At 42.3% G+C, this 20,878-nt stretch carries 21 protein-coding genes; 12 read left to right on the forward strand and 9 right to left on the reverse strand.

Going from position 1 to position 20,878, the window contains the following annotated elements; genetic code table 11:
• Positions 1-332: 332 nt before the first annotated feature.
• On the reverse strand, positions 333-770 hold the full coding sequence (gene dksA, locus HBL79_RS05055) for an RNA polymerase-binding protein DksA (protein ID WP_017806564.1): 438 nt from the start codon (positions 768-770) through the stop codon (positions 333-335).
• A gap of 355 nt (positions 771-1,125) precedes the next feature.
• Between dksA and HBL79_RS05060 the strand changes: the two genes are divergently transcribed.
• On the forward strand, positions 1,126-2,574 hold the full coding sequence (locus HBL79_RS05060; protein WP_035684760.1) for an NAD-dependent succinate-semialdehyde dehydrogenase: 1,449 nt from the start codon (positions 1,126-1,128) through the stop codon (positions 2,572-2,574).
• A gap of 232 nt (positions 2,575-2,806) precedes the next feature.
• Here HBL79_RS05060 and argA read toward each other — a convergent pair whose 3' ends face one another.
• Both argA and HBL79_RS05070 read right to left on the reverse strand, forming a co-directional pair.
• On the reverse strand, positions 2,807-4,120 hold the full coding sequence (gene argA / locus HBL79_RS05065; RefSeq protein WP_035684756.1) for an amino-acid N-acetyltransferase: 1,314 nt from the start codon (positions 4,118-4,120) through the stop codon (positions 2,807-2,809).
• Between the two features lie 121 nt (positions 4,121-4,241).
• Positions 4,242-4,505 (reverse strand): GrxA family glutaredoxin, encoded by a 264-nt coding sequence (locus tag HBL79_RS05070; protein WP_035684753.1) that lies wholly within the window; start codon positions 4,503-4,505, stop codon positions 4,242-4,244.
• Between the two features lie 174 nt (positions 4,506-4,679).
• On the opposite strand from HBL79_RS05070, the gene HBL79_RS05075 reads away from it, so the two are divergent.
• Both HBL79_RS05075 and ycfP read left to right on the forward strand, forming a co-directional pair.
• Positions 4,680-5,624, forward strand: a complete 945-nt coding sequence (locus HBL79_RS05075; protein WP_035684750.1) for an ATP-grasp domain-containing protein — start codon at positions 4,680-4,682, stop codon at positions 5,622-5,624.
• A gap of 137 nt (positions 5,625-5,761) precedes the next feature.
• Positions 5,762-6,301 (forward strand): alpha/beta hydrolase YcfP, encoded by a 540-nt coding sequence (gene ycfP / locus HBL79_RS05080; RefSeq protein WP_035684749.1) that lies wholly within the window; start codon positions 5,762-5,764, stop codon positions 6,299-6,301.
• Positions 6,302-6,341: 40 nt separating this feature from the next.
• Here ycfP and HBL79_RS05085 read toward each other — a convergent pair whose 3' ends face one another.
• The 4 genes from HBL79_RS05085 to HBL79_RS05100 are packed head-to-tail and all read right to left on the reverse strand — an operon-like array spanning position 6,342 to position 9,123.
• Positions 6,342-6,956 (reverse strand): hypothetical protein, encoded by a 615-nt coding sequence (locus tag HBL79_RS05085; RefSeq protein WP_110478977.1) that lies wholly within the window; start codon positions 6,954-6,956, stop codon positions 6,342-6,344.
• A 53-nt stretch (positions 6,957-7,009) separates the two neighbouring features.
• The gene (locus tag HBL79_RS05090; protein WP_035684744.1) at positions 7,010-7,399 is read right to left on the reverse strand and encodes a SufE family protein; all 390 of its coding nucleotides are present in this window, start codon (positions 7,397-7,399) and stop codon (positions 7,010-7,012) included.
• A gap of 4 nt (positions 7,400-7,403) precedes the next feature.
• The gene (locus HBL79_RS05095) at positions 7,404-8,603 is read right to left on the reverse strand and encodes an aminotransferase class V-fold PLP-dependent enzyme (protein WP_035684741.1); all 1,200 of its coding nucleotides are present in this window, start codon (positions 8,601-8,603) and stop codon (positions 7,404-7,406) included.
• Positions 8,593-9,123, reverse strand: coding sequence for a thermonuclease family protein (locus tag HBL79_RS05100; protein ID WP_046097444.1), 531 nt, complete (start codon positions 9,121-9,123; stop codon positions 8,593-8,595). Before HBL79_RS05100 ends, HBL79_RS05095 begins: the two co-directional genes overlap by 11 nt.
• 124 nt (positions 9,124-9,247) lie before the next feature.
• Between HBL79_RS05100 and HBL79_RS05105 the strand changes: the two genes are divergently transcribed.
• From HBL79_RS05105 to lolA, 6 genes are all read left to right on the forward strand, one after another.
• On the forward strand, positions 9,248-9,670 hold the full coding sequence (locus tag HBL79_RS05105) for a CidA/LrgA family protein (protein WP_035684740.1): 423 nt from the start codon (positions 9,248-9,250) through the stop codon (positions 9,668-9,670).
• Positions 9,667-10,353, forward strand: a complete 687-nt coding sequence (locus tag HBL79_RS05110; protein ID WP_035684739.1) for a CidB/LrgB family autolysis modulator — start codon at positions 9,667-9,669, stop codon at positions 10,351-10,353. The genes HBL79_RS05105 and HBL79_RS05110 overlap by 4 nt, the downstream gene beginning before the upstream one ends.
• A gap of 1 nt (position 10,354) precedes the next feature.
• Positions 10,355-11,707, forward strand: coding sequence for an anti-phage deoxyguanosine triphosphatase (locus HBL79_RS05115; protein WP_046097394.1), 1,353 nt, complete (start codon positions 10,355-10,357; stop codon positions 11,705-11,707).
• Between the two features lie 146 nt (positions 11,708-11,853).
• A complete protein-coding gene (gene lrp / locus HBL79_RS05120) occupies positions 11,854-12,333 on the forward strand; it encodes a leucine-responsive transcriptional regulator Lrp (RefSeq protein ID WP_017806582.1) in 480 nt (159 codons plus the stop codon).
• 1 nt (position 12,334) lies between these two features.
• Positions 12,335-15,187 carry a DNA translocase FtsK gene (locus tag HBL79_RS05125; RefSeq protein ID WP_035684736.1) on the forward strand — a complete coding sequence of 951 codons (2,853 nt, stop codon included), beginning with the start codon at positions 12,335-12,337 and terminating at the stop codon, positions 15,185-15,187.
• A gap of 81 nt (positions 15,188-15,268) precedes the next feature.
• Positions 15,269-15,889: an outer membrane lipoprotein periplasmic chaperone LolA gene (gene lolA / locus HBL79_RS05130; RefSeq protein ID WP_035684733.1), complete on the forward strand. Its 621-nt coding sequence runs from the start codon at positions 15,269-15,271 to the stop codon at positions 15,887-15,889.
• A gap of 51 nt (positions 15,890-15,940) precedes the next feature.
• Here the strand turns inward: lolA and HBL79_RS05135 are convergent, their stop codons facing one another.
• Complete coding sequence (locus HBL79_RS05135; RefSeq protein ID WP_017806585.1) at positions 15,941-16,249, reverse strand: helix-turn-helix domain-containing protein; 309 nt, start codon at positions 16,247-16,249, stop codon at positions 15,941-15,943.
• 1 nt (position 16,250) lies between these two features.
• Positions 16,251-16,610 carry a type II toxin-antitoxin system RelE/ParE family toxin gene (locus HBL79_RS05140; protein ID WP_017806586.1) on the reverse strand — a complete coding sequence of 120 codons (360 nt, stop codon included), beginning with the start codon at positions 16,608-16,610 and terminating at the stop codon, positions 16,251-16,253.
• A 187-nt stretch (positions 16,611-16,797) separates the two neighbouring features.
• Here HBL79_RS05140 and HBL79_RS05145 point away from each other — a divergent pair, with 187 nt between their 5' ends.
• From HBL79_RS05145 to prfA, 3 genes are all read left to right on the forward strand, one after another.
• The gene (locus tag HBL79_RS05145; RefSeq protein ID WP_035684730.1) at positions 16,798-18,147 is read left to right on the forward strand and encodes a replication-associated recombination protein A; all 1,350 of its coding nucleotides are present in this window, start codon (positions 16,798-16,800) and stop codon (positions 18,145-18,147) included.
• 73 nt (positions 18,148-18,220) lie between these two features.
• The gene (serS, locus tag HBL79_RS05150; RefSeq protein ID WP_035684727.1) at positions 18,221-19,510 is read left to right on the forward strand and encodes a serine--tRNA ligase; all 1,290 of its coding nucleotides are present in this window, start codon (positions 18,221-18,223) and stop codon (positions 19,508-19,510) included.
• Between the two features lie 203 nt (positions 19,511-19,713).
• Positions 19,714-20,796 carry a peptide chain release factor 1 gene (gene prfA, locus HBL79_RS05155; protein WP_035684725.1) on the forward strand — a complete coding sequence of 361 codons (1,083 nt, stop codon included), beginning with the start codon at positions 19,714-19,716 and terminating at the stop codon, positions 20,794-20,796.
• Positions 20,797-20,878 lie beyond the last annotated feature (82 nt).

Raw genomic sequence — 20,878 nt, forward strand, 5'->3', positions numbered from 1 at the left:
GGCTGAATGCCGTATTGTGAAGCACTAAGAATATGCTTATTGGCGTGGCGTGAAAGTGCAGGTTTCCCTTTTGCTTTGGGTTGTGCAAAAGCGGGAGCGGGACGCTGGGTTTTGCTCGTGGTTTTATTGCCTTTTCGAGGATTTGTTTTACGAGCAATCGCAGGCGTTTTGTGTTGGGTTTCGTTTTCCGTTTTTTCTGTTTTCTTTTTAAACAGATTTTTGATTAAGGTTAAAATAGTCAGCCCCTTGCTTGAAAAAGCGAAAATTAAACGTGTGAAAAGTGCGGTTAAAAATGACCGCACTTTTTGGTAAAGCAATGTGATTAAACGGCATTAACCGATCATTTGTTTTTCACGAATTTCGGATAAGGTCTTGCAATCAATACATAAATCAGCCGTTGGACGTGCTTCTAAACGGCGAATGCCAATTTCAATGCCGCAAGAATCGCAGTAACCAAAATCGCCCGTGTCGATTTTTTTCAGCGTATTTTCAATTTTTTTCATTAATTTACGCTCGCGATCGCGGTTGCGTAACTCTAAACTGAATTCTTCTTCTTGTGTTGCTCGGTCGGCTGGATCAGGGAAGTTTGAGGCTTCATCTTGCATATAGGCAACGGTGCGAGTGGTTTCTTCTTGGATTTGATTACGCCAAGCTTCAAGAATTTTTCTGAAATGAAGCAGTTGCTCATCATTCATATATTCTTCGCCTTCTTTTGGTTGATAAGGCTCAACGCCAGCTAAGGCTAATAAACTTAAAGATGATGTTGTCATTGTCGGTATCTCCTAATAGTAATTCTTCCATTTATGACGTTATAACTGACCTTCATATCATTGTAGCAATAGTCAAATTCAGCTATATTTTTAACCGCACTTTGGAGGGGTTAAGATTATTTTGAAAAATTCCGCATTAATGGAATAGGGCATTTTTAAAAGCGGTATAAATATCAGAACTTGAAACAATTAGCAAATAAATTTACATCATAGTAAAAAATTTTCTAAATTAAATACGAAATTTGAGAATTATAGAACAACTTTTAGGTAAAAAAATACAAAGAGATATAGAAGAAAGTAGAATAAGTGGTAAAGTGGAAACAGCTAAAATCTCAGTAAACATAAAGGAATGTATATGCAAGCATTTTCGTTAATTAAAACACAAGGGTATATTAATGGGGAATATGTTGATGCACAAAGCGGACGTACATTTTCCGTGTTAAATCCTGCAACACAACAAGAAATTTGTCAGGTTGCTGATTTAGGTAAAACTGAAACAGAACAAGCCATTGTGGCAGCTGAACAGGCTCAAAAACAGTGGAAACGGATTTTACCCAAAGAACGAGCAGCCATTTTGATGCGATGGTATGCCTTAATTTTGCAAAATCAAGAACAACTTGCACAAATTATTAGTCTTGAACAAGGGAAGCCTATCACAGAAAGTCGTGGTGAAGTGCTGTATGGTGCAAGTTTTATTCAATGGTTTGCGGAGGAAGCAAAACGCGTTCAAGGAGAGATTTTAGCTTCAGATAAAGCAAACCATCGTCTGATGACAATAAAGCAACCTATTGGCGTAGTTGCTGCAATTACGCCTTGGAATTTTCCTAACGCAATGATTACTAGAAAAGCCGCTCCTGCATTGGCATCGGGCTGTTCTGTGGTGTTAAAGCCTGCTCCTGAAACCCCACTTTCTGCATTGGCATTGGCAGAGCTTGCCAACCAAGCGGGATTGCCTAAAGGGGTATTTAATGTCATTCCAACAACACAAGCCGTAGAGGTGGGGCGGGTGATTTGCGAAAGTCCGATCGTGCGTAAACTGACTTTTACAGGATCTACTCGAGTGGGAAAATTATTAATGGCACAATCGGCAAATACCGTCAAAAAATTGGCTTTAGAACTGGGAGGAAACGCACCAGCGTTAATCTTTGATGATGCCGATTTGGATAATGCTGTAGAAGGTGTTTTTGCTTCAAAATTCCGTAATGCAGGACAAACTTGTATTTGTAGTAATCGAATTTATGTGCAATCGGGCATTTATGATGCGTTTTTACAAGCATTTATGCAAAAAGTGCAACAAATCCAGCTTGGCGAGGCCAATCAAGCAGGGGTAACGATGGGGCCATTGATTCGTGAAAGTGCGGTTGAAAAAGTGCAAAATCATATTGCTGATGCATTACAAAAAGGGGCTAAATTAATGCTAGGCGGTAAACGCCATTCATTGGGCGGAACGTTTTTTCAACCAACAATTTTAAGTGAAGTCAATCAAACAATGCTTGTAGCAAAAGAAGAAACTTTCGCCCCGTTAGCCCCTATTTTTAAATTTGAAACGGAAGAAGAGGTGATCGCAATGGCAAATGATACGGAATTTGGTTTAGCAGCTTATGTTTTTACGCAAAATATGGGGCGTATTTGGCGTTTGTCTGAAGCATTGGAATACGGTATTGTCGGCATTAATGAAGGCTTGGTGAGTAATGAAATTGCCCCTTTTGGTGGTGTGAAAGAGTCAGGCATTGGGAGGGAAGGATCACATTATGGTATTGATGAATTCTTAGAAATAAAATATCTTTGTCTGGGACTGAATTAATATAACCTAAATTTAGTGGAGGGCATTTGATTTTTATTGGTCGTGGTTTTATCGATTTTTCTTTAATGAAGATCAACAATGGGGTGTATAGCCCCCTCTTTTGAAAGGGGATTATTTCAAAACTGCTAAAAAAAGTACCGCACTTTTTATATTTAAGACAACGTACTCATCAAATGAAATCATTTCACTAATTGGAAGGGCAATATATATTGCCCATTATCCTGAGCCGTCCTTAATCCACTAAGTTTTGAATTAAAATTTTGGAGCGGCGTTGGTAGTTATAATGATCTCTTTTTTCTTGTGGCAGATCTTCCACATTCGCTAAATAAAAACCCCGTTCTTGGAACCAATGCACGGTTCGAGTGGTTAGCACAAATAGTTGCTTGATGTTTTTCGCTTTTGCCCGCTTTTGAATGGCTTCTAATAAAATATCGCCACGCGAAGAATTGCGGTAATCAGGGTGAACGGCAACGCAAGCCATTTCAGCCATATTTTCTTGTGGGTAAACATTTAAAGCAGCACAAGCGATTACCACGCCATCGCGGTCAATGATCGTATAGTTCGCAATATCCATTTCTAGCTGTTCGCGAGAGCGTTTTACTAAAATGCCTTGTTGCTCTAATGGGTGTATTAATTCGAGCAAGGCTGGAATATCCGCTATATTTGCAAGGCGAATGGTTTCTGAATTTTCCATTGAAAGCTGTGTTCCCACCCCATCGCGGGTGAATAATTCTTGCAATAATGAGCCATCTTCTTCATAGCTGAGCAAATGTGAACGTTTCACTCCTGCACGACACACCTCAATGGCAGCTTGCAAAAAACGTGCTTGCGAACTGTGGTATAAATCTTGTGCGATTAAGGCTTGCAAATGCAGTTCCGCCTCCTGTGGCAACAAATCTGCAATGGTTTCGTGCTGGGGATTTAGAATCCCTTGTGTATCTGAAAAGCCAATTAATTTTTCTGCTTTGAGTTTAATCGCGACCTGTGTCGCCACTTCTTCAAAAGGCAAATTAAAGGTTTCTCCCGTTACAGAGGGGGCGATGGGGCCGAGTAGCACTATCGAGCCTTGATCTAATTGTTGCTGAATTTTCTCGCTATCAATACGGCGAATTTTGCCACTGAGCTGATAATCTACGCCATCATCAACCCCAATAGGCTGAGCAAGAATAAAATTGCTACTGACCACATTAATCACCTCAGAATGAGGTAGACGCAGGGATAAGCGAGCGGAAATATCATAATTTAATTTCCCCACCGCCTGTTTCACCACATCAAGGCTGTGGGGATCGGTAATGCGAATATTTTTATGGTAGTGCGGGGTGATACCTTGTTGAGATAATAGCCTGTTGATTTGAAACCTCGCCCCAAAAACAATCACCAGTTTAATACCTAAGCTATGCAGTAGGCTGATGTCATTGATAATATTGATAAAATTTGGGCTGGCAATGGTATCGCCATCAAGCATAATCACAAAGGTTTTCCCTCTGTGCATATTCACATAGGGGGTGGATTGCCTAAACCATTGAACGAGTTCTGTGCTACGCATAAGTTATTTCCGTATAATTATTCATTTATATTGAATTTATATTCATTTCTGTAAATATGCAAGCAAAATTCTACCAATATAAAAAATGCGGTGAAATTTCACCGCATTTTTTACCATCACATTAATTCACAATATCAAACTGTTCTTTCATTAACGCAGCGAAATCCGTGTAGCCGCCGATAGGTTCTTCGTCAATGAAAATTTGTGGTACGGTTTCAACGGGTTTACCTACTGAAGCGGATAAATCTGCTTTGCTGATGCCTTCTTCAATAATATCCACATAGCGATAATCGAAATCGCTAAGGTTGGTTTTTAATTTTTCGGCAAGCTCTTTTGCACGTACGCAATAAGGGCAGCCTGAACGACCAAAAATAACAACAAACATTGTGTTTTCCTTTTGTTGAGGCTAAGCAGAAGACTTTGTGGCTCAACTGCTTAGCAAGCTAAAAAATCGCGTTGATTGTACTGATTTCATAAAAAAGAATAAAGGAATTTTTTAGCATTGCTGTAATTGGTGTAATATATCGAAAATTTAACCCCGTGATGTGGAAACAACTCAATGAAATTATTAATGTTATGCCGTGAGCCTCGCCTTTATAGCTGTCAGCGTTTAAAAGCGGCGGCGGAAAGTTGCGGTCATCAAATGGATATTCTCGATCCCAATCGTTTTATTTTGAAGCTGAACGAAAAAAATAGGGCGGGAAAAACACCGCACTTTCAGTTGTATTATCAATCCGCCCGTGATGCCAAAGCGGACTTATTGCCCGAATATGACGGCGTGTTGCCGCGATTTGGTTCTGCCAGCACGCAAATGGGCTGTGCGGTGTTGCAACATTTGCAGGCTCAGGGCGTGGCTTGTTTAAATGAGGTTGAGCCTTTTTTAAAAGCCCGTGATAAATGGCAGAGTTTGCAACTGTTGTTACAACGGGGCATTGCCGTGCCGCCTTCATTATTGGCAGGCAATGAAACCCAGCCGAAAGAAAGCCTTGAGTTAATTGGCTCGCCAACGATTTTGAAAACCCTTAGCGGTTCGCAAGGGATCGGGGTGATCTTGGCGGAGAGTGCCAGCAGTGCGAATAGCATTGTAGAAACCCTCACCCATTCTAATGTCCCCGTGCTAATGCAACAGTTTATCGCCGAAGCACAAGGGGGAGATGTGCGTTGCTTTGTGGTTGATGGCAAGGTGATCGCGGCAATGGAACGTAAGGGGCAAAATGGCGAGTTTCGTGCCAATATTCATCGTGGCGGCGTGGGGGAGCAAGTTTGGTTAAGCGAGGAAGAAAAGCACATAGCCATTTCAGCCACGCAAGCACTGGGCTTAGATGTGGCAGGGGTGGATTTAATTCGTTCCCGTCAAGGGCTGTTGGTGTTAGAAGTCAATGCTAGCCCGGGGCTTGAAATGATCGAAAAGACCAGTGGCTTAGACATTGCCTTGCAGATGATTTTGCATTTGGAGCGAAAAATCCGAGCGAGATCAAAAAATGTGGAAGAAATTTCTCGTTAAATCAAAGTGCGGTAGTAAAACAGCAAGGTTTTTGCTTTAATAGAGGGGCGTTTGATGTGGAAATGCGTTGTTTTCGCGTTGAGCTTTAGAGAAGAAATGCTACTTCCATTGCTCCATTGATATTGATGAGGTTTCTTATGATTATTTATTTACACGGTTTTGATTCCAATAGCCCTGGTAATCACGAAAAAATAATGCAGCTCAAATTCATTGATGACGATGTGCGTTTTATCAATTACAGCACCTTGCACCCGCGTTACGATATGCAGTTTTTACTCAATGAGGTGCATAAGTTAATTTCAGAAAGTAAAGATTCCTCACCCTTAATTTGTGGTGTGGGACTAGGCGGTTATTGGGCGGAACGCATTGGCTTTTTGTGCGGTATTAAGCAGGCAATTTTTAACCCGAATTTGTTCCCCTATGAAAATATGCAAGGCAGAATCGATCGCCCTGAAGAATATCAAGACATTGCGACCAAATGCGTAGAAAATTTCCGTGTGAAAAATCAAGGAAATTGCCTTGTTTTCCTTTCGACACAAGATGAAGTACTCGATTCTCAACGCAGTGCGAACGTGCTTTCACCATTTTATGAAATTGTTTGGGACGACAACGAAGGGCATAAATTCAAGAAAATTTCGCAACATTTGCAACAAATAAGAGCCTTTAAAACAGCATAAAAATAGAGCGGATTAAAATTATCCGCTCTTTTATTTGTTGCTAAACTTCTTCCTGAGTTTGGCGATCAAGTTCGAATTGTGGGGGAAGTTGAGGTTTTAGTTCTTCCTCGTTGATTTTTTCTACATCAGGCGTATCAAGTAGATGTTCTTTTGGGCTATGTTGGCTTTTTTCTTTGCCAAGTAGCTGGGGGAGAATTTTGCTATAACTACCTTGCGGAGATAACAAGCTAGTGATTAATGCGTGGTTGAAATTATCGTCAAATTCATTATCTAACACGGTATCATTTAAAATAAAATAGCCTTTGTTTGACAATGCAATATAGCTCAAAACATCTTTGGGAGAGAAATCTGGAAAGATTTTTTGTAATGCACTTAACCAATTCTGAATCTCTTTTTCATCGTTAATCGATTTAATTTCTTTAATTAAACTGATGGCAAAACTTTTTCCTTCCACAGGCTTATCAAAATTGAAAGAAAGCATGAGCGGACGTTGGTTTTCTTGGTAACTCCCCGTTTCAGTGTAAAGGCTGAGGGTGTAAATTTGGAAAGGTCCCCAGTTGTAATCAGCGTTGCCCACCATTTCCCACTGGGCGAAAAGTGTGGTGGAAAATAGCGTTGAAAGTAAAAATGCAGAAAATGTTTTTTTCATCATCATTCCTGAGACTTTGATTTGTGGCAATTATAGCAAGTTTTTTTATTTCGACAGCCTTAATTCGTACAAGTTGCTAAATTTTGCACAAGTCGCTCGATCTGTTTCAAGCCGTTTAGTCGCGTACTGCTTAACCGTTGTGCGATACCTAAATCTAAAAAATATGCTGTCAAATTAAACTGTTGCAGTTGTTCGGCAGTTTTACCGTTGATCTCTTGTAATAACAGCCACAATAAGCCGTTGATAATCCGTGCTTCGCTAAAAGCGTGAAAATGAAAAGTGCGGTCGTTTTGTGGCTCGATTTTAAACCACACGTTCGCTTCGCAGCCCGAAATGGGTTGCATTTGGGCGAGTTGTTGTTCATCAGGGCGGGGCAGATTTTTTCCGCTCTGAATCAGTAAACGGTAGCGTTCTTCCCAACTTGGGGCGTTCTTGATTTGTGTTCTCATCGGTTTACTCTAATAATGCGAGGGCGTTATCTAACGCGGTAAAAAACTGTTCAATATCTTGTGCATTGTTGTAGGGGGCGAGGGAGAGGCGTAATGTACCACGTTGTTTTAGCCTTGCCAAATAGGGTTGAGCACAATGTTCACCCGCACGCAATGCGATGTTTTGTTCTGCCAAAAGGGTAGCGAGATCAGAAAGATCGATGCCGTTAAATAAAAAGCTAATGATCGGGCTGTGTGTGTCGCAAGTAAACAGCTGACAGTTTGGATATTGTTTCAAGCGTGCAATGAGGCTTTCACTTAATGTGGCGACATAGCGATGAGCGGCGAGGTTATCCCATTTTTCTAGCCATTCCAACACCGCATTAAAGCCGATTACCCCCGCAATATTTGGCGTGCCTGCTTCTAAACGATAAGGCAACTCCGCAAAGCTGGTGTGGGTTGGGCTAACCTGTTGCACCATTTTGCCGCCGAATAATAAGGGCTGAAGTGGGTTAAGTGCGGTTAATTTTCCAGCTAGCACCCCAAGCCCGGTAGGGCCATAGATTTTATGGGCAGAAAAGGTGAGGAAATCAGCGTCAAGTTGTTGAAAATCAATGGGAAGATGATTAATGGCTTGGGCTGTGTCCAGCAAAACAAAGGCTTGACTGTGCTGACGAATAAAGGGGATAAATTCCGCCAACGGTTGCACCGCTCCCGTTACATTAGACATCACATTCAGGGCGACAATTTTGGTGTTTTTATTGACCGCACTTTTGAATGCACGATCATCAATAATGCCGTTATCAAGTAACGGGAGAACCACCAGCTTCGCCCCCGATTTTTCGCTGAGCTGCTGCCAACTGACAAAATTGGCGTGGTGCTCGGCTTCGCTGATAATAATGTTATCTTGTGGTGAGAGCTGGGAAAGTAAGCCGTTGGCGACCAAATTAATCGCGTGGGTTGTGCCTGATGTCCAGATGATCCCCTGTTCACTTTCAGCATTGATGAGATGCTTCACGCGGCGGCGAGCCTGTTCATAAAGTGCGGTCTGTTTTTCATCATATTGACTACGATGCACGGATCCCGCTGAACAATAAAAGGCGGTGGTGGCATCAATCAGCACTTGCGGTTTTAAACTGGTTGCCGCACTGTCGAGATAAACCGCAGCCCCTGCTTGGTGGAAATAGGGAAAATCGCGGCGAAAGGTGGCGGGATCAAAAGCCATAGAATAATCCTTCTTTTTGCTGAGGTTTCTGTTTACGTTGCTCACTTTGCATTTTTCGCCATTGTTCGGGGTAAATCGGGTTAGGATCTCGCCATAAACCGAGACGGCGTTGCTGGGCTTGCTGTTGTGCTTGGAAATATTGCGGATCTTTGGCATAGTGTTGATACACCCACGCCATTCCCAATTTTACCATTGCGAGATTGATATTTTGGTTGTGTGAGTTATACACTGTGGCAAGGGTGCGTTGGTAGCGATCATAGCCCTTAATTTCAAGCCGGACTTGTTGTTTACGAATGAAATCCGCTAAGGTTTGGCGAGCTTTTGAACCAAAGGGCTGTTTTTTTTCGGGGGCGTCAATGCTGTCTAAACGCACCTTAATTTGCTTATTATTAGCGAGTAAACAGCGAAAGGTATCACCGTCTGAAACAGCCACCACAAGGCATTGAACGGAGCGAACTGCTTCTGCCTGAGGGAGCATAAATAATGTAAAAATGAAGAAGAATAAATGCTTTCTTAACATTCTAATCATATTGATTTTAAAAAAGGTTGAATTTTTCAGCGTATTGTAACGAAAACTCATAACAAAACGAATAAAATAAGAGTAGAATTATCTCGATTTTGATGAATTTATAATTTATAGCCTTATGATCCAGAAGATTTTTCAGTTATTGCGTTCTTTTATTATTCTTTTCTCAATGTATTTTCTCGGGGAGCAAATCGCCCATTTTATCCCGCTCGGCATTCCAGGCAGTATTTGGGGGCTGTTGCTGTTATTTATGTGTTTGATGTTGCAAGTGATTAAAGTGCATTGGATTTTTGCTGGTGCAAGTTTGTTAATGCGTTATATGGCAGTGCTGTTTGTGCCGGTTAGCGTTGGGATTATTCAATATTCCGATCTTCTCGCTCGCCAAGCCAAAGTGTTGCTCATTCCCAATATTGTGGCAACAATGCTCACCCTCGTATTAAGCGGAATTTTGGCGGATTATCTGTTTTCACAAGGCTCATTTTCTGGCTTGCGTAAAAAAGTGTTAAAAAAACGGGCGAAAGCGAGTAGGGGGAATCAATGATTTACGCTTACACATTGCTGACGATTGTTGTCTTTGCACTGGCATTGCAAATAAGTAAACGCTTGAAATCCTTAGTATTTAACAGTTTTATTTTGACCGTGGCGATGTTGATTACCATCGTGTTAATTTTTCATTTGCCTTATGAGGATTACTATCAAGGCAATGCCCCGTTAAATCATTTGCTTGGCGTGAGCGTCGTGGCATTAGCATTGCCTCTCTATGAACAATTCCGCCAAATTCAGGCTTATTGGAAAACGATTTTATTTATTACCGCACTTTCATCTTTCTTTTCAATGTGTGTTGGGGCGATTTTGGCTTTATTGTTGGGGGCTGAGCCTGAGATCGTAGCGACCATTTTGCCGAAATCTGTAACTACGCCGATTGCAATGGAAATTGCGGACAATTTAGGCGGCATTCCCTCTGTGGCAGCGGTGGCAGTGCTATTGGCTGGGCTGCAAGGCTCAATGTTCGGCTATGTCATTTTAAAGACCATAAGGATTAAGCATTCACAAGCGATAGGCTTATCCGTGGGAGCGGTTTCCCACGTTTTGGGAACGGTAAGCTGTATGGAAACTGATCCTAAAGCGGGGAATTTTAGTTCCATTTCCCTTGTGCTTTGTGGTATTTTAAGTTCAATTTTTGCCCCTTTTGTGTTCAAATTCATTTATCTTATGGTGGCATAATATGAAAAATAGCATTAACCCCCTTTGGCTTGAACGATTTATTAATGATAATCCAAGAGAAAAAGATCATCGCCCGCCATTTCGCCGTGATCGCGGACGGATTTTGCACAGTGCCGCCTTTCGTTGCCTGCAAGCGAAAACCCAAATTCACGCGGTGGGGGAGAATGATTTTTATCGCACTCGCTTGACCCATTCTTTAGAGGTGGCTCAAATTGGCAGCAGCCTTGTTTCTCAACTGAAATTTAGCGAAGCCTTTACCCATCTAGCCCAACAGCTCAACATCGAAAATGCACAGTTACAAAAGCAACTCAAACCGTTGCTGCCCTCTAATGATCTGATTGAAAGCCTGTGTTTTGCACACGATATCGGACACCCGCCTTTTGGACATGGTGGGGAAGTGGCATTAAATTATATGATGCAATCCCACGGCGGTTTTGAGGGTAACGCCCAAACTTTCCGTGTTTTAACCAAATTAGAGCCTTATACCCTCAACGCAGGAATGAATTTAACCCGCCGCACATTGCTCGGTGTGGTGAAATATCCAGCGATTTTAGATGAGGTCTCCCCGCAATATGCGGAGCTGGCGATGCCAAATCATAGCAATCCCTTTTCCATTAAACTGACGGACTGGATTCCTGGGAAGGGATTGTTCCGCGAGGATAAAGCGATGTTTGATTGGTTACTCGCTCCACTGAGCGAGGCGGATCGCCATTTATTTCAAACCCTTAGCTCACTACGCGAAACCTCGCAACAAACCTTAAAAACCCGTTATAAATCCTTAGATTGCAGTATTATGGAGCTGGCAGACGACATTGCCTACGGTGTTCACAATCTGGAAGATGCCATTGTGGTGGGGGTTATTCATTTGCAACAATGGCAAGAAGCTTTAGCACAATTAAAAAATAGCTCGTCCCCGTGGATAAGAGAGCATATTGATGCACTCAGTGAAAAATTATTTTCAGCACACCATTATGAGCGAAAAAATGCGATTGGGGCATTAGTGAACTATTTTATCACCAATGTGCGGTGGAAAATCACAGCAGATTTTACTGAGCCTTTGTTACGTTATAACGCCGAGCTTCCCGAAGACGTCCTCGCGGTGCTGAAGGTGTTCAAAGATTTTGTGTTGAAATATGTCATTTGCGATGTAACCACCCAACGTATTGAATATAAAGGGCAAAGAATGCTCACCGAAATGTTCCAAATTTTTGAAAGCGACCCCGAACGCTTGTTACCTCGTAACACGGCAAATCGCTGGAAAATGGCTTCAGCGGAGCAAAAAAAGCGGATCATCTGCGATTACATCGCAGGAATGTCTGATGCCTATGCAATAAAAGTGTATCAACAGCTTTAGCGATTTATAAAGTGTTATCATTTTTTATGAAAAATTTTAACCTTTCAAGAACGAATCTCTCCCTATAAAATTGCATAAAATAGTGTAAAATTAAGTGTTATTTTTATTTTAAGCGGTGAATTCCGCAATTTGTGGTGAAAAATATTATGGAAAAGAAATTACCTAAAGCACTTGACGCGATAGATATAAAAATTCTCAATGAATTACAACGTAATGGCAAAATTTCAAATATTGATTTATCAAAAAAAGTGGGACTTTCGCCAACGCCTTGTTTGGAGCGGGTAAAGCGTTTGGAAAAACAAGGGGTGATTATGGGCTATCGTGCTTTGCTTAACCCTGAGCTGTTGGACTCTCCGCTATTGGTGATTGTGGAAATTACCCTTGTGCGTGGTAAGCCTGATGTGTTTGAAGAATTTAATGATGCAGTGCAGCAGCTTGATGAAATTCAAGAATGCCATTTGGTTTCGGGGGATTTCGACTATTTATTGAAAACCCGCGTGGCAGATATGGCAGCTTACCGCAAATTACTTGGCACGACCTTATTGCGTTTGCCGGGCGTGAATGACACGCGTACCTATGTGGTAATGGAAGAAGTGAAACAGACCAATTTTTTACAATTAAAATAAAATGATTAAACGAATAACAACAAATCTCACGCCAAAGCAATATATGGGTGAATTATGCTTAGGTATTATTTCTCTGTTTGGCTTATATTTGATTGTCGCGTGGTCAAGTTACAGCCCATTTGATAACACTTGGGCGGTGTCTTCCTCGCAGCCAGAAACGATCAACAAGGCAGGGGCGTTAGGAGCTTGGCTCATAGGCTTATTTTTCACCTTGTTTGGGCATATCGGCAATGTGATCCCCTTTATATTGTGCTTTGTGCCGATTTATTTATTTAAAACGAAAAAATTTACTCAGCTTACTGCGATCAAAGCTGCCATTCGCACCCTCGGCGGCGTGATATTATTCGCGGGATTAACCACATTAGCCACGCTGTTGCTTTCCAACACCAGCGCGTATTTGGCGGGTGGCGTGTTGGGGGGCAGTTTGGTCGTTTCCCTTTATCCCATTTTAGGCAAAGCTGGGCTTATTTTGTCCGCTTTATTGTTTACCGTAGCGGGCTTTGTACTGTGTTCGGGTAAAGTGCTAATACAGCTTTTTGTACGGTTTTATTATTGGCTTACAATGAATGAACACAAAACTCCCACAATGGCAACGCCTGAAGAACCGCAAGAACAAAGCGAGCCAGTGCCTTTGGAGGAGATCATCATTCATAAAGTTGAGCCTCGCCCAGAACCACAACAGGCAGAAAACACGGAGCAAAGCGAAGAGGCTGAATCGCCTAAATCCAATCAGCCGTTTATTCAAATTAGCGGCTTGAAAGAATTAACCCAACCAGTGGCTTCTGATAATGCTCCTTCCTCTGCAGAAAATACGGAAAATAATGCGACGCTTTTTGATCCGCGTAAAATGGAATTATTTTCGCGTTATGATGTTGGGCAGGACGACAGCTTGCCAAATGTGAGCCTTCCGCAATCTACCTCAGCGGTTGCACCTGTGGTGCAAGTTGAACTTGTCAGTCCACAAATTTCACCGCCCATCACTCCGCAAAAGCCTGAGTTGCACGCCATATCGCAACCTGCAAATACACAAAGTGCGGTCAGTTTTTCGGAGGAATTTTTGCCGTATGAAGCACCTAATGAACCTGAGTTAAAAGTTTCCATTCCAGACTATTCGGTGGAGGCTTATCAGGTTACAGAAGATTTCGCCGAGCCAAGCGATGAAATGGACGATTTGGCACGTCAATTTGCCGCACAAGAGCAACAGCGTTTAGCTGAAATGCAACAACGGGCGAAAGAGATCAACGAAGAGGACACGTTAGAACACATTTTGGCAGAACAAGAACCCGCGTCAAATCAGCCAAGCTATAAGCCTTACGGCGACTCCTTAATCCACCCCGCATTACAAAAGCAGGTGAGCATTAAAGAAAAGCCGACAACACCGTTGCCGAGCTTGGATCTGCTAGAAAAACGTCAGGTGGAAGTGCAAGAAATCACCCGCGAGGAAATTTTAGACACCTCGCAACGCATTGAGCAGCAACTGCGAAACTTCAATGTGAAAGCCACCGTGAAAGATGTGTTAGTTGGGCCTGTGGTTACCCGTTATGAATTGGAACTCCAGCCAGGCGTGAAAGCCTCGAAAGTTACCAGCATTGATACGGATTTAGCCCGAGCGTTAATGTTCCGCTCAATCCGTGTGGCTGAGGTCATTCCGGGCAAGCCTTACATTGGCATTGAAACACCAAATTTGCACCGCCAAATGGTACCACTGCGTGATGTGTTAGACAGCCCCGAATTTCGTGAATCAAAATCCCTGCTTTCAATGGCATTGGGGAAAGACATCAGCGGTAACCCGATTGTGGTGGATTTAGCCAAAATGCCACATTTATTGGTGGCAGGCTCAACGGGATCAGGGAAATCCGTTGGCGTGAATACAATGATTTTAAGCTTGTTATTTCGCGTGAAACCTGAAGAAGTCAAATTTATTATGATTGACCCGAAAGTGGTCGAGCTTTCGATTTACGATGGCATTCCTCATCTCTTAACCGAAGTGGTTACGGATATGAAAAAAGCCGCCAATGCCCTGCGTTGGTGCGTGGACGAAATGGAACGTCGCTATCAATTACTCTCCGCGTTACGGGTGCGGAATATCGAAGGCTACAATGAAAAAATCGAGGAATATAACGCAATGGGAATGCCGATTCCCAACCCAATTTGGCGACCAGGCGACACAATGGACGCAATGCCACCTGCATTAGAAAAACTCAGCTACATCGTGGTGATTGTCGATGAATTTGCTGATTTAATGATGGTGGCTGGGAAGCAAATTGAAGAATTGATCGCACGGCTTGCACAAAAAGCCCGTGCCATCGGCATTCATTTGATTTTAGCCACCCAACGCCCGTCGGTGGACGTGATTACAGGGCTAATCAAAGCCAATATCCCAAGTCGTATCGCCTTTACGGTGGCGAGTAAAATCGACTCGCGTACCATTTTAGATCAAGGCGGGGCAGAAACCTTGCTCGGACGCGGGGATATGCTGTATTCAGGACAAGGCTCTTCCGATCTAATCCGCGTACACGGGGCATTTATGAGCGATGACGAAGTAGCACGCGTGGCTGATGATTGGCGGGCAAGAGGGAAACCGAACTACATTGAGGGCATTTTGGATAGTGCAGAAGAGGAAGACAGCGACACGCCACGCACGGGCGATGACGGGGAGTTGGACGATCTTTTCGATGAGGTGATGAATTTTGTGATTGAAACAGGCACAACCTCCGCATCTTCAATTCAACGCAAATTCCGTGTCGGCTTCAACCGTGCCGCACGCATTATGGATCAGCTTGAGGAACAAGGCATCGTTTCGCCATTGCAAAATGGCAAGCGAGAAATTCTCGCTCGCCGTTCAGATTATTAATTAGACCCAATGCAACAAATGAGGGAAATCGTTGTCTGATAAACAATGATTTCCCATTATTTTAGAATTAAAGGAAAATTTATGAAAAAAATGGCTGTAAAAATGACCGCACTTTTATGTTTAGGCTTAAGCCCACTGGCTTGGGCTGATGCCGTGAGTGAATTGCAGGCACGCTTAAACAAAGTTGAGGCACTCAGTGCGGATTATGTGCAAAAAGTCAGCGACCCTAAAGGCAAAGAAATTCAGCAAGGAAAAGGCAAAATTCAAATCAAACGCCCAAATTTATTCCGAATGGACAACCAAGCCCCGCAAGAAAGCCAAGTTATTTCTGATGGCAAAACTCTCTGGTTTTACGATCCATTTGTGCAACAAGTTACCGCAAATTGGGTGGCAGACGCGGTGAATAACACGCCTTTTGTTCTCTTAACTAGCAACGATACTCAATATTGGAAACAATATAATGTGGAGCAAAACGCTGATACTTTCACCTTAAAACCGAAATCAGCCAAAAGCCAAATCAAACAATTTGATATTCGCATCGATGGGGAAGGCGTGCTGAAAAATTTCAGCACCACGGAAAAAGACGGGCAAACTAATTTATATCTCCTGCGTAACATCACCAACCAACCACTGGCAGATAGCCTGTTTAAATTTAGCGTACCCAAAGGCGTGGAACTAGACGATCAACGTAAGAAAAAATAGTTTGGTTGAAAATGATAAAAGAAAAGTGCGGTCGGTTTTGACCGCAGTTTTTTAAAGTGGAAAAATTTGGCTATAACCCGTAGGCATTTTGACGGTTAAGCTTAATTCACCGCCCATTTTCTCAATGTAGCGTTTAAGCGTAGAAAGTTTCACATCATTTCCGCGTTGTTCAATCTGAGCGATTGCAGATTGAGAAACGCCAATCGCTTGTGCTAATTCTTTTTGTGAAAGTGCGAGTTGTTCGCGGATCATTGCAAGACCGGTTTCTAGAATGAGTTCTTCGGACATTTCTTTAATGCATTGTTGTGTTTCAGGGGATTCTTGAGCGATAAGCTCATCAAGTGTAGTATATTGTGTCATTTTATTTCTCCAATGTGGCTAAATAATCGGTAAATTCTGCATCTGCAATCGTAATCATTTGTTTGTAAAATTGTTTATTATTACTTTTATTTCCAGCACATAGAACAATTGCTTGCCTGAGCGGATCGAATGCAAAAAATGCTCGTAGTGGCTTGCTTTTATGTTGAATACGCAACTCTTTCATATTGGGATATTGAGAACCTTTTATGGTATCTACATAGGGACGAGATAATTGAGGACCATAGAACCGCAAATTATTTAATGCATTAAAAACAGAAATCCTTGTAGCCTCATCTTGCTCTTTTAACCATATTTTAAATCTCGCTGTTGCAATGACTTCCCATTTTTTCTTTACCACCATAATAAGTCCCAAACCATAGAATGATAGCAAAATTATAATATAGAGATTATATTTTTCAATAATCTCTATATTATTTTTTACGAGGAAAGATATGCGAACAGATTCTATTCTTCTTGCTAGAGGTTATTTCCCCTCTCTTCTATGCTATAATCCCGCAAATTTCCCATTACTTTTCTGAGAAAAAACAATGTCGAATTTTGCGTTTGATTTCGCTGAGAATGATTTTCGTCCGTTGGCGGCGAGAATGCGTCCTACGAATTTAGAGGAATATTATGGTCAACGCCATTTGATTGGTGTAGGTAAACCATTACGCAAAGCCATTGAAGCGGGGCATATTCATTCAATGATTTTATGGGGGCCGCCAGGGACGGGGAAGACGACCTTAGCAGAAATTATTGCACAACGCATTAATGCTGAAGTGGAACGAATTTCAGCGGTAACGGGGGGAGTGAAAGAAATTCGCGAAGCCATTGAGCGAGCTAAACAAAATCGCCTAACAGGACAACGCACGATTTTGTTTGTGGACGAAGTGCATCGCTTCAACAAAAGCCAGCAAGATGCGTTTTTGCCCTACATTGAAGACGGCACGGTCACTTTTATTGGAGCGACCACAGAAAATCCCTCTTTTGAGTTGAACAACGCTTTGCTTTCTCGTGCCAAAGTGTACATTTTAAAACCGCTCACGCCCCAAGATATTGAGCAAGTTTTGCAACGAGCCATTCAGGATAAAGAGAAAGGATTAGGCAATGAACATTTTGTGCTGGAAGATAATGTATTGCAGTTGCTGGCAGAATATGTGAATGGTGATGCCCGTTTGGCCTTGAACAGCCTTGAATTAATGGCAGATATGGCAGAAGAGGGAAAAAATGGCAAAATTTTACACCGCACTTTATTAACGGAAGTGCTGGGGGAACGGCAAGCCCGTTTTGATAAACAAGGGGATCGCTTTTACGATCTGATTTCCGCCTTGCATAAATCCGTGCGAGGTTCATCACCTGATGCGGCGTTATATTGGTATGCACGTATTCTCACCGCAGGGGGGGATCCGCTTTATGTGGCACGGCGGTTGCTTGCGATTGCGTCGGAAGATGTGGGCAATGCTGATCCGCGAGGAATGCAAGTGGCTCTTGCCGCGTGGGATTGCTTCACCCGTGTGGGAGCGGCTGAGGGGGAACGCGCCATTGCCCAAGCAATCGTCTATTTAGCGGTTGCACCAAAAAGTAATGCGGTGTATCAAGCCTTTAACGCAGCGAAGAAAATGGCAGTGGAAAGCCCTGATTATGATGTACCAGAGCATTTACGCAATGCACCAACGAAGTTGATGAAAGAATTAGGCTATGGGGCGGAATATCGTTACGCTCATAATGAAGAAAATGCCTATGCGGCGGGAGAAAATTATTTTCCAGAAGCCTTGAAAGAAACGAAATTTTATTTTCCAACGCAACGGGGAATGGAAATTCAGATCGGTGAGAAATTAGAAAAATTACGCCAACTTGACGAAAAAAGCCAAATTCAACGCTATAAACTCGTCAAGTAACTAGTTTATTTTTTCAATCCGATCTAGAATACAGGGCTATATTGACAATCTCTATTTTCAGAAAGGTAACAAAATGATTGATCCAAATTTATTACGCAATAATCTTGCCGAAGTAGCTGAAAAATTAAAAATCAGACGGGGTTTTGAACTTGATGAGGCTCGCATTAGTGAATTAGAAGATCAACGCAAAGCCCTTCAAGTGAAAACCGAAACCTTGCAAGCAGAGCGTAATACGCGATCCAAAGCCATCGGTGCGGCAAAAGCACGCGGGGAAGACATTGCTCCGTTATTGGCTGAAGTAGATAATATGGGCATTGAATTAAGTATGGCGAAAAGCCAACTTGATGACGTGCAAGCAGAGCTGCAAGAAATTGCCCTTAGCATTCCAAATATTCCTGCCGATGAAGTGCCACTGGGTAACGATGAAAACGATAATGTAGAAATTTCTCGTTGGGGTGAGCCAAGAACCTTCGATTTTGAAGTGAAAGATCACGTTACCTTAGGTGAGCATTTACAAGGGCTAGATTTTGCTGCAGGCGTGAAATTAAGCGGTGCACGTTTTGTGGTAATGAAAGGACAAATTGCCAAAATGCATCGTGCTTTGGCACAGTTTATGCTTGATTTACATACCGAACAACACGGTTATAGCGAAACCTATGTGCCTTATTTAGTTAATCACGCCACCCTTTATGGGACAGGGCAGCTGCCAAAATTTGGCGAAGATTTATTCCACACCAAACCGCTAGAAGGGGAGCAACCTTACGCCTTAATTCCAACGGCGGAAGTGCCAGTTACCAACCTTGTGCGTGATGAAATTTTAGAGCAAGCGGAACTGCCAATTAAAATGACCGCACATACCCCTTGTTTCCGTTCAGAAGCAGGATCTTACGGCCGTGATACGCGTGGTTTGATCCGTATGCACCAATTCGACAAAGTAGAAATGGTACAAATCGTAGAGCCAGAAAAATCAATGGAAGCTTTGGAAGAACTCACTGGCCACGCGGAAAAAGTGTTGCAGTTGTTAAATCTGCCTTATCGTAAAGTGTTACTATGTACGGGCGATATGGGCTTTGGTTCAGCTAAAACTTACGATTTAGAAGTTTGGGTGCCAGCACAAAATACTTACCGTGAGATTTCTTCTTGCTCAAATATGTGGGATTTCCAAGCACGCCGTATGCAAGCACGCTACCGCGTAAAAGGTGAGAAAAAACCACGCCTTGTTCACACCTTAAATGGCTCAGGCTTAGCTGTTGGGCGTACCCTTGTTGCTGTACTTGAAAATTACCAAAATGCAGATGGTAGCATCACCGTACCAGAAGTGTTACGTCCATATATGGGCGGATTGGAAGTGATTGGGAAATAACTTTAATTTCGGAATTTAAAATAATTCAATATGGCAAGCGAATCGCTTGCCTTTTTTATTTATTCTAAAAAATAAAGTGCGGTAAGAAATTCGCGGTTTTTTCTAAGAAGTTCTATGATGATTTTGGCTTGTGGTTATAAATTTAAAGAGAAATTGTGCTAGAATAGTACCGTTTTTTGTCAGTGGATTTTATAGGTTAACAAATGAAACCCTCTATTATTAGTAAATTAGATAGCTTAAATGAACGCCACGAAGAGCTTGAAGCACTATTGGGTGATGCTTCAGTGATTAGCGATCAAGAAAAATTTCGTGCCTATTCAAAAGAATATGCACAGCTTGAAGACGTAGTGAAATGCTTTGCACGTTGGAAACAGCTGAATAGCAATATGGAAGAAGCCCAATTATTGCTCGATGATCCGAGTATGCGTGAAATGGCACAAGAAGAAGTTGAAGAATGTAAAGCCGAAATTGAGCAAGTGGAAGCACAATTACAAATTTTATTACTACCGAAAGATCCTAACGATGAATATAACTGCTATTTAGAAATCCGTGCAGGAACGGGCGGTGATGAAGCAGGGATTTTCGCAGGAGATTTATTCCGTATGTATAGCCGCTACGCAGAAAGTAAGCGTTGGCGTGTGGAAATGCTCAGTGCCAATGAAAGCGAACAGGGCGGATATAAAGAGGTGATCGTAAAAATTAGCGGTGAAAATGTGTATGGTCAGCTGAAATTTGAATCAGGCGGGCATCGTGTACAACGTGTGCCAAAAACTGAATCGCAAGGGCGTATTCATACTTCCGCTTGTACGGTTGCGGTGATGCCTGAGTTGCCAGAAAGTGAATTGCCAGAAATTAATCCTGCTGATTTGCGTATTGATACTTATCGTTCATCTGGAGCTGGCGGACAGCACGTTAATACCACAGATTCTGCGGTGCGAATTACGCATATTCCAACAGGCATTGTGGTGGAATGCCAAGAAGAGCGTTCACAGCATAAAAATAAAGCGAAAGCAATGTCGGTGTTGGCTTCTCGCATTGTGCAAGCTGAACAAGAAAAACTTGCTGCAGAACAAGCGGATACACGCCGTAATTTACTGGGTTCGGGTGATCGTTCAGATAAAATCCGTACTTATAACTACCCGCAAGGGCGTGTTACGGATCATCGCATTAACCTTACGATTTATCGTTTAGATGAAGTGATGAATGGCAAAATGGATGAATTAATCCAACCGATTATTACCGAATATCAAGCTGATCAATTAGCTGCATTGTCTGATCAGGGATAGATACTTAAAGACTAAAAAGGTAGTGGAATTACATTATCTTTTTAGTTTTATTTAACTATGAAGAACACAATCAAAACAGAAA

The sequence above is a fragment of the Avibacterium paragallinarum genome (genome assembly GCF_011765605.1).
Taxonomy (GTDB): Bacteria; Pseudomonadota; Gammaproteobacteria; order Enterobacterales; family Pasteurellaceae; genus Avibacterium; species Avibacterium paragallinarum.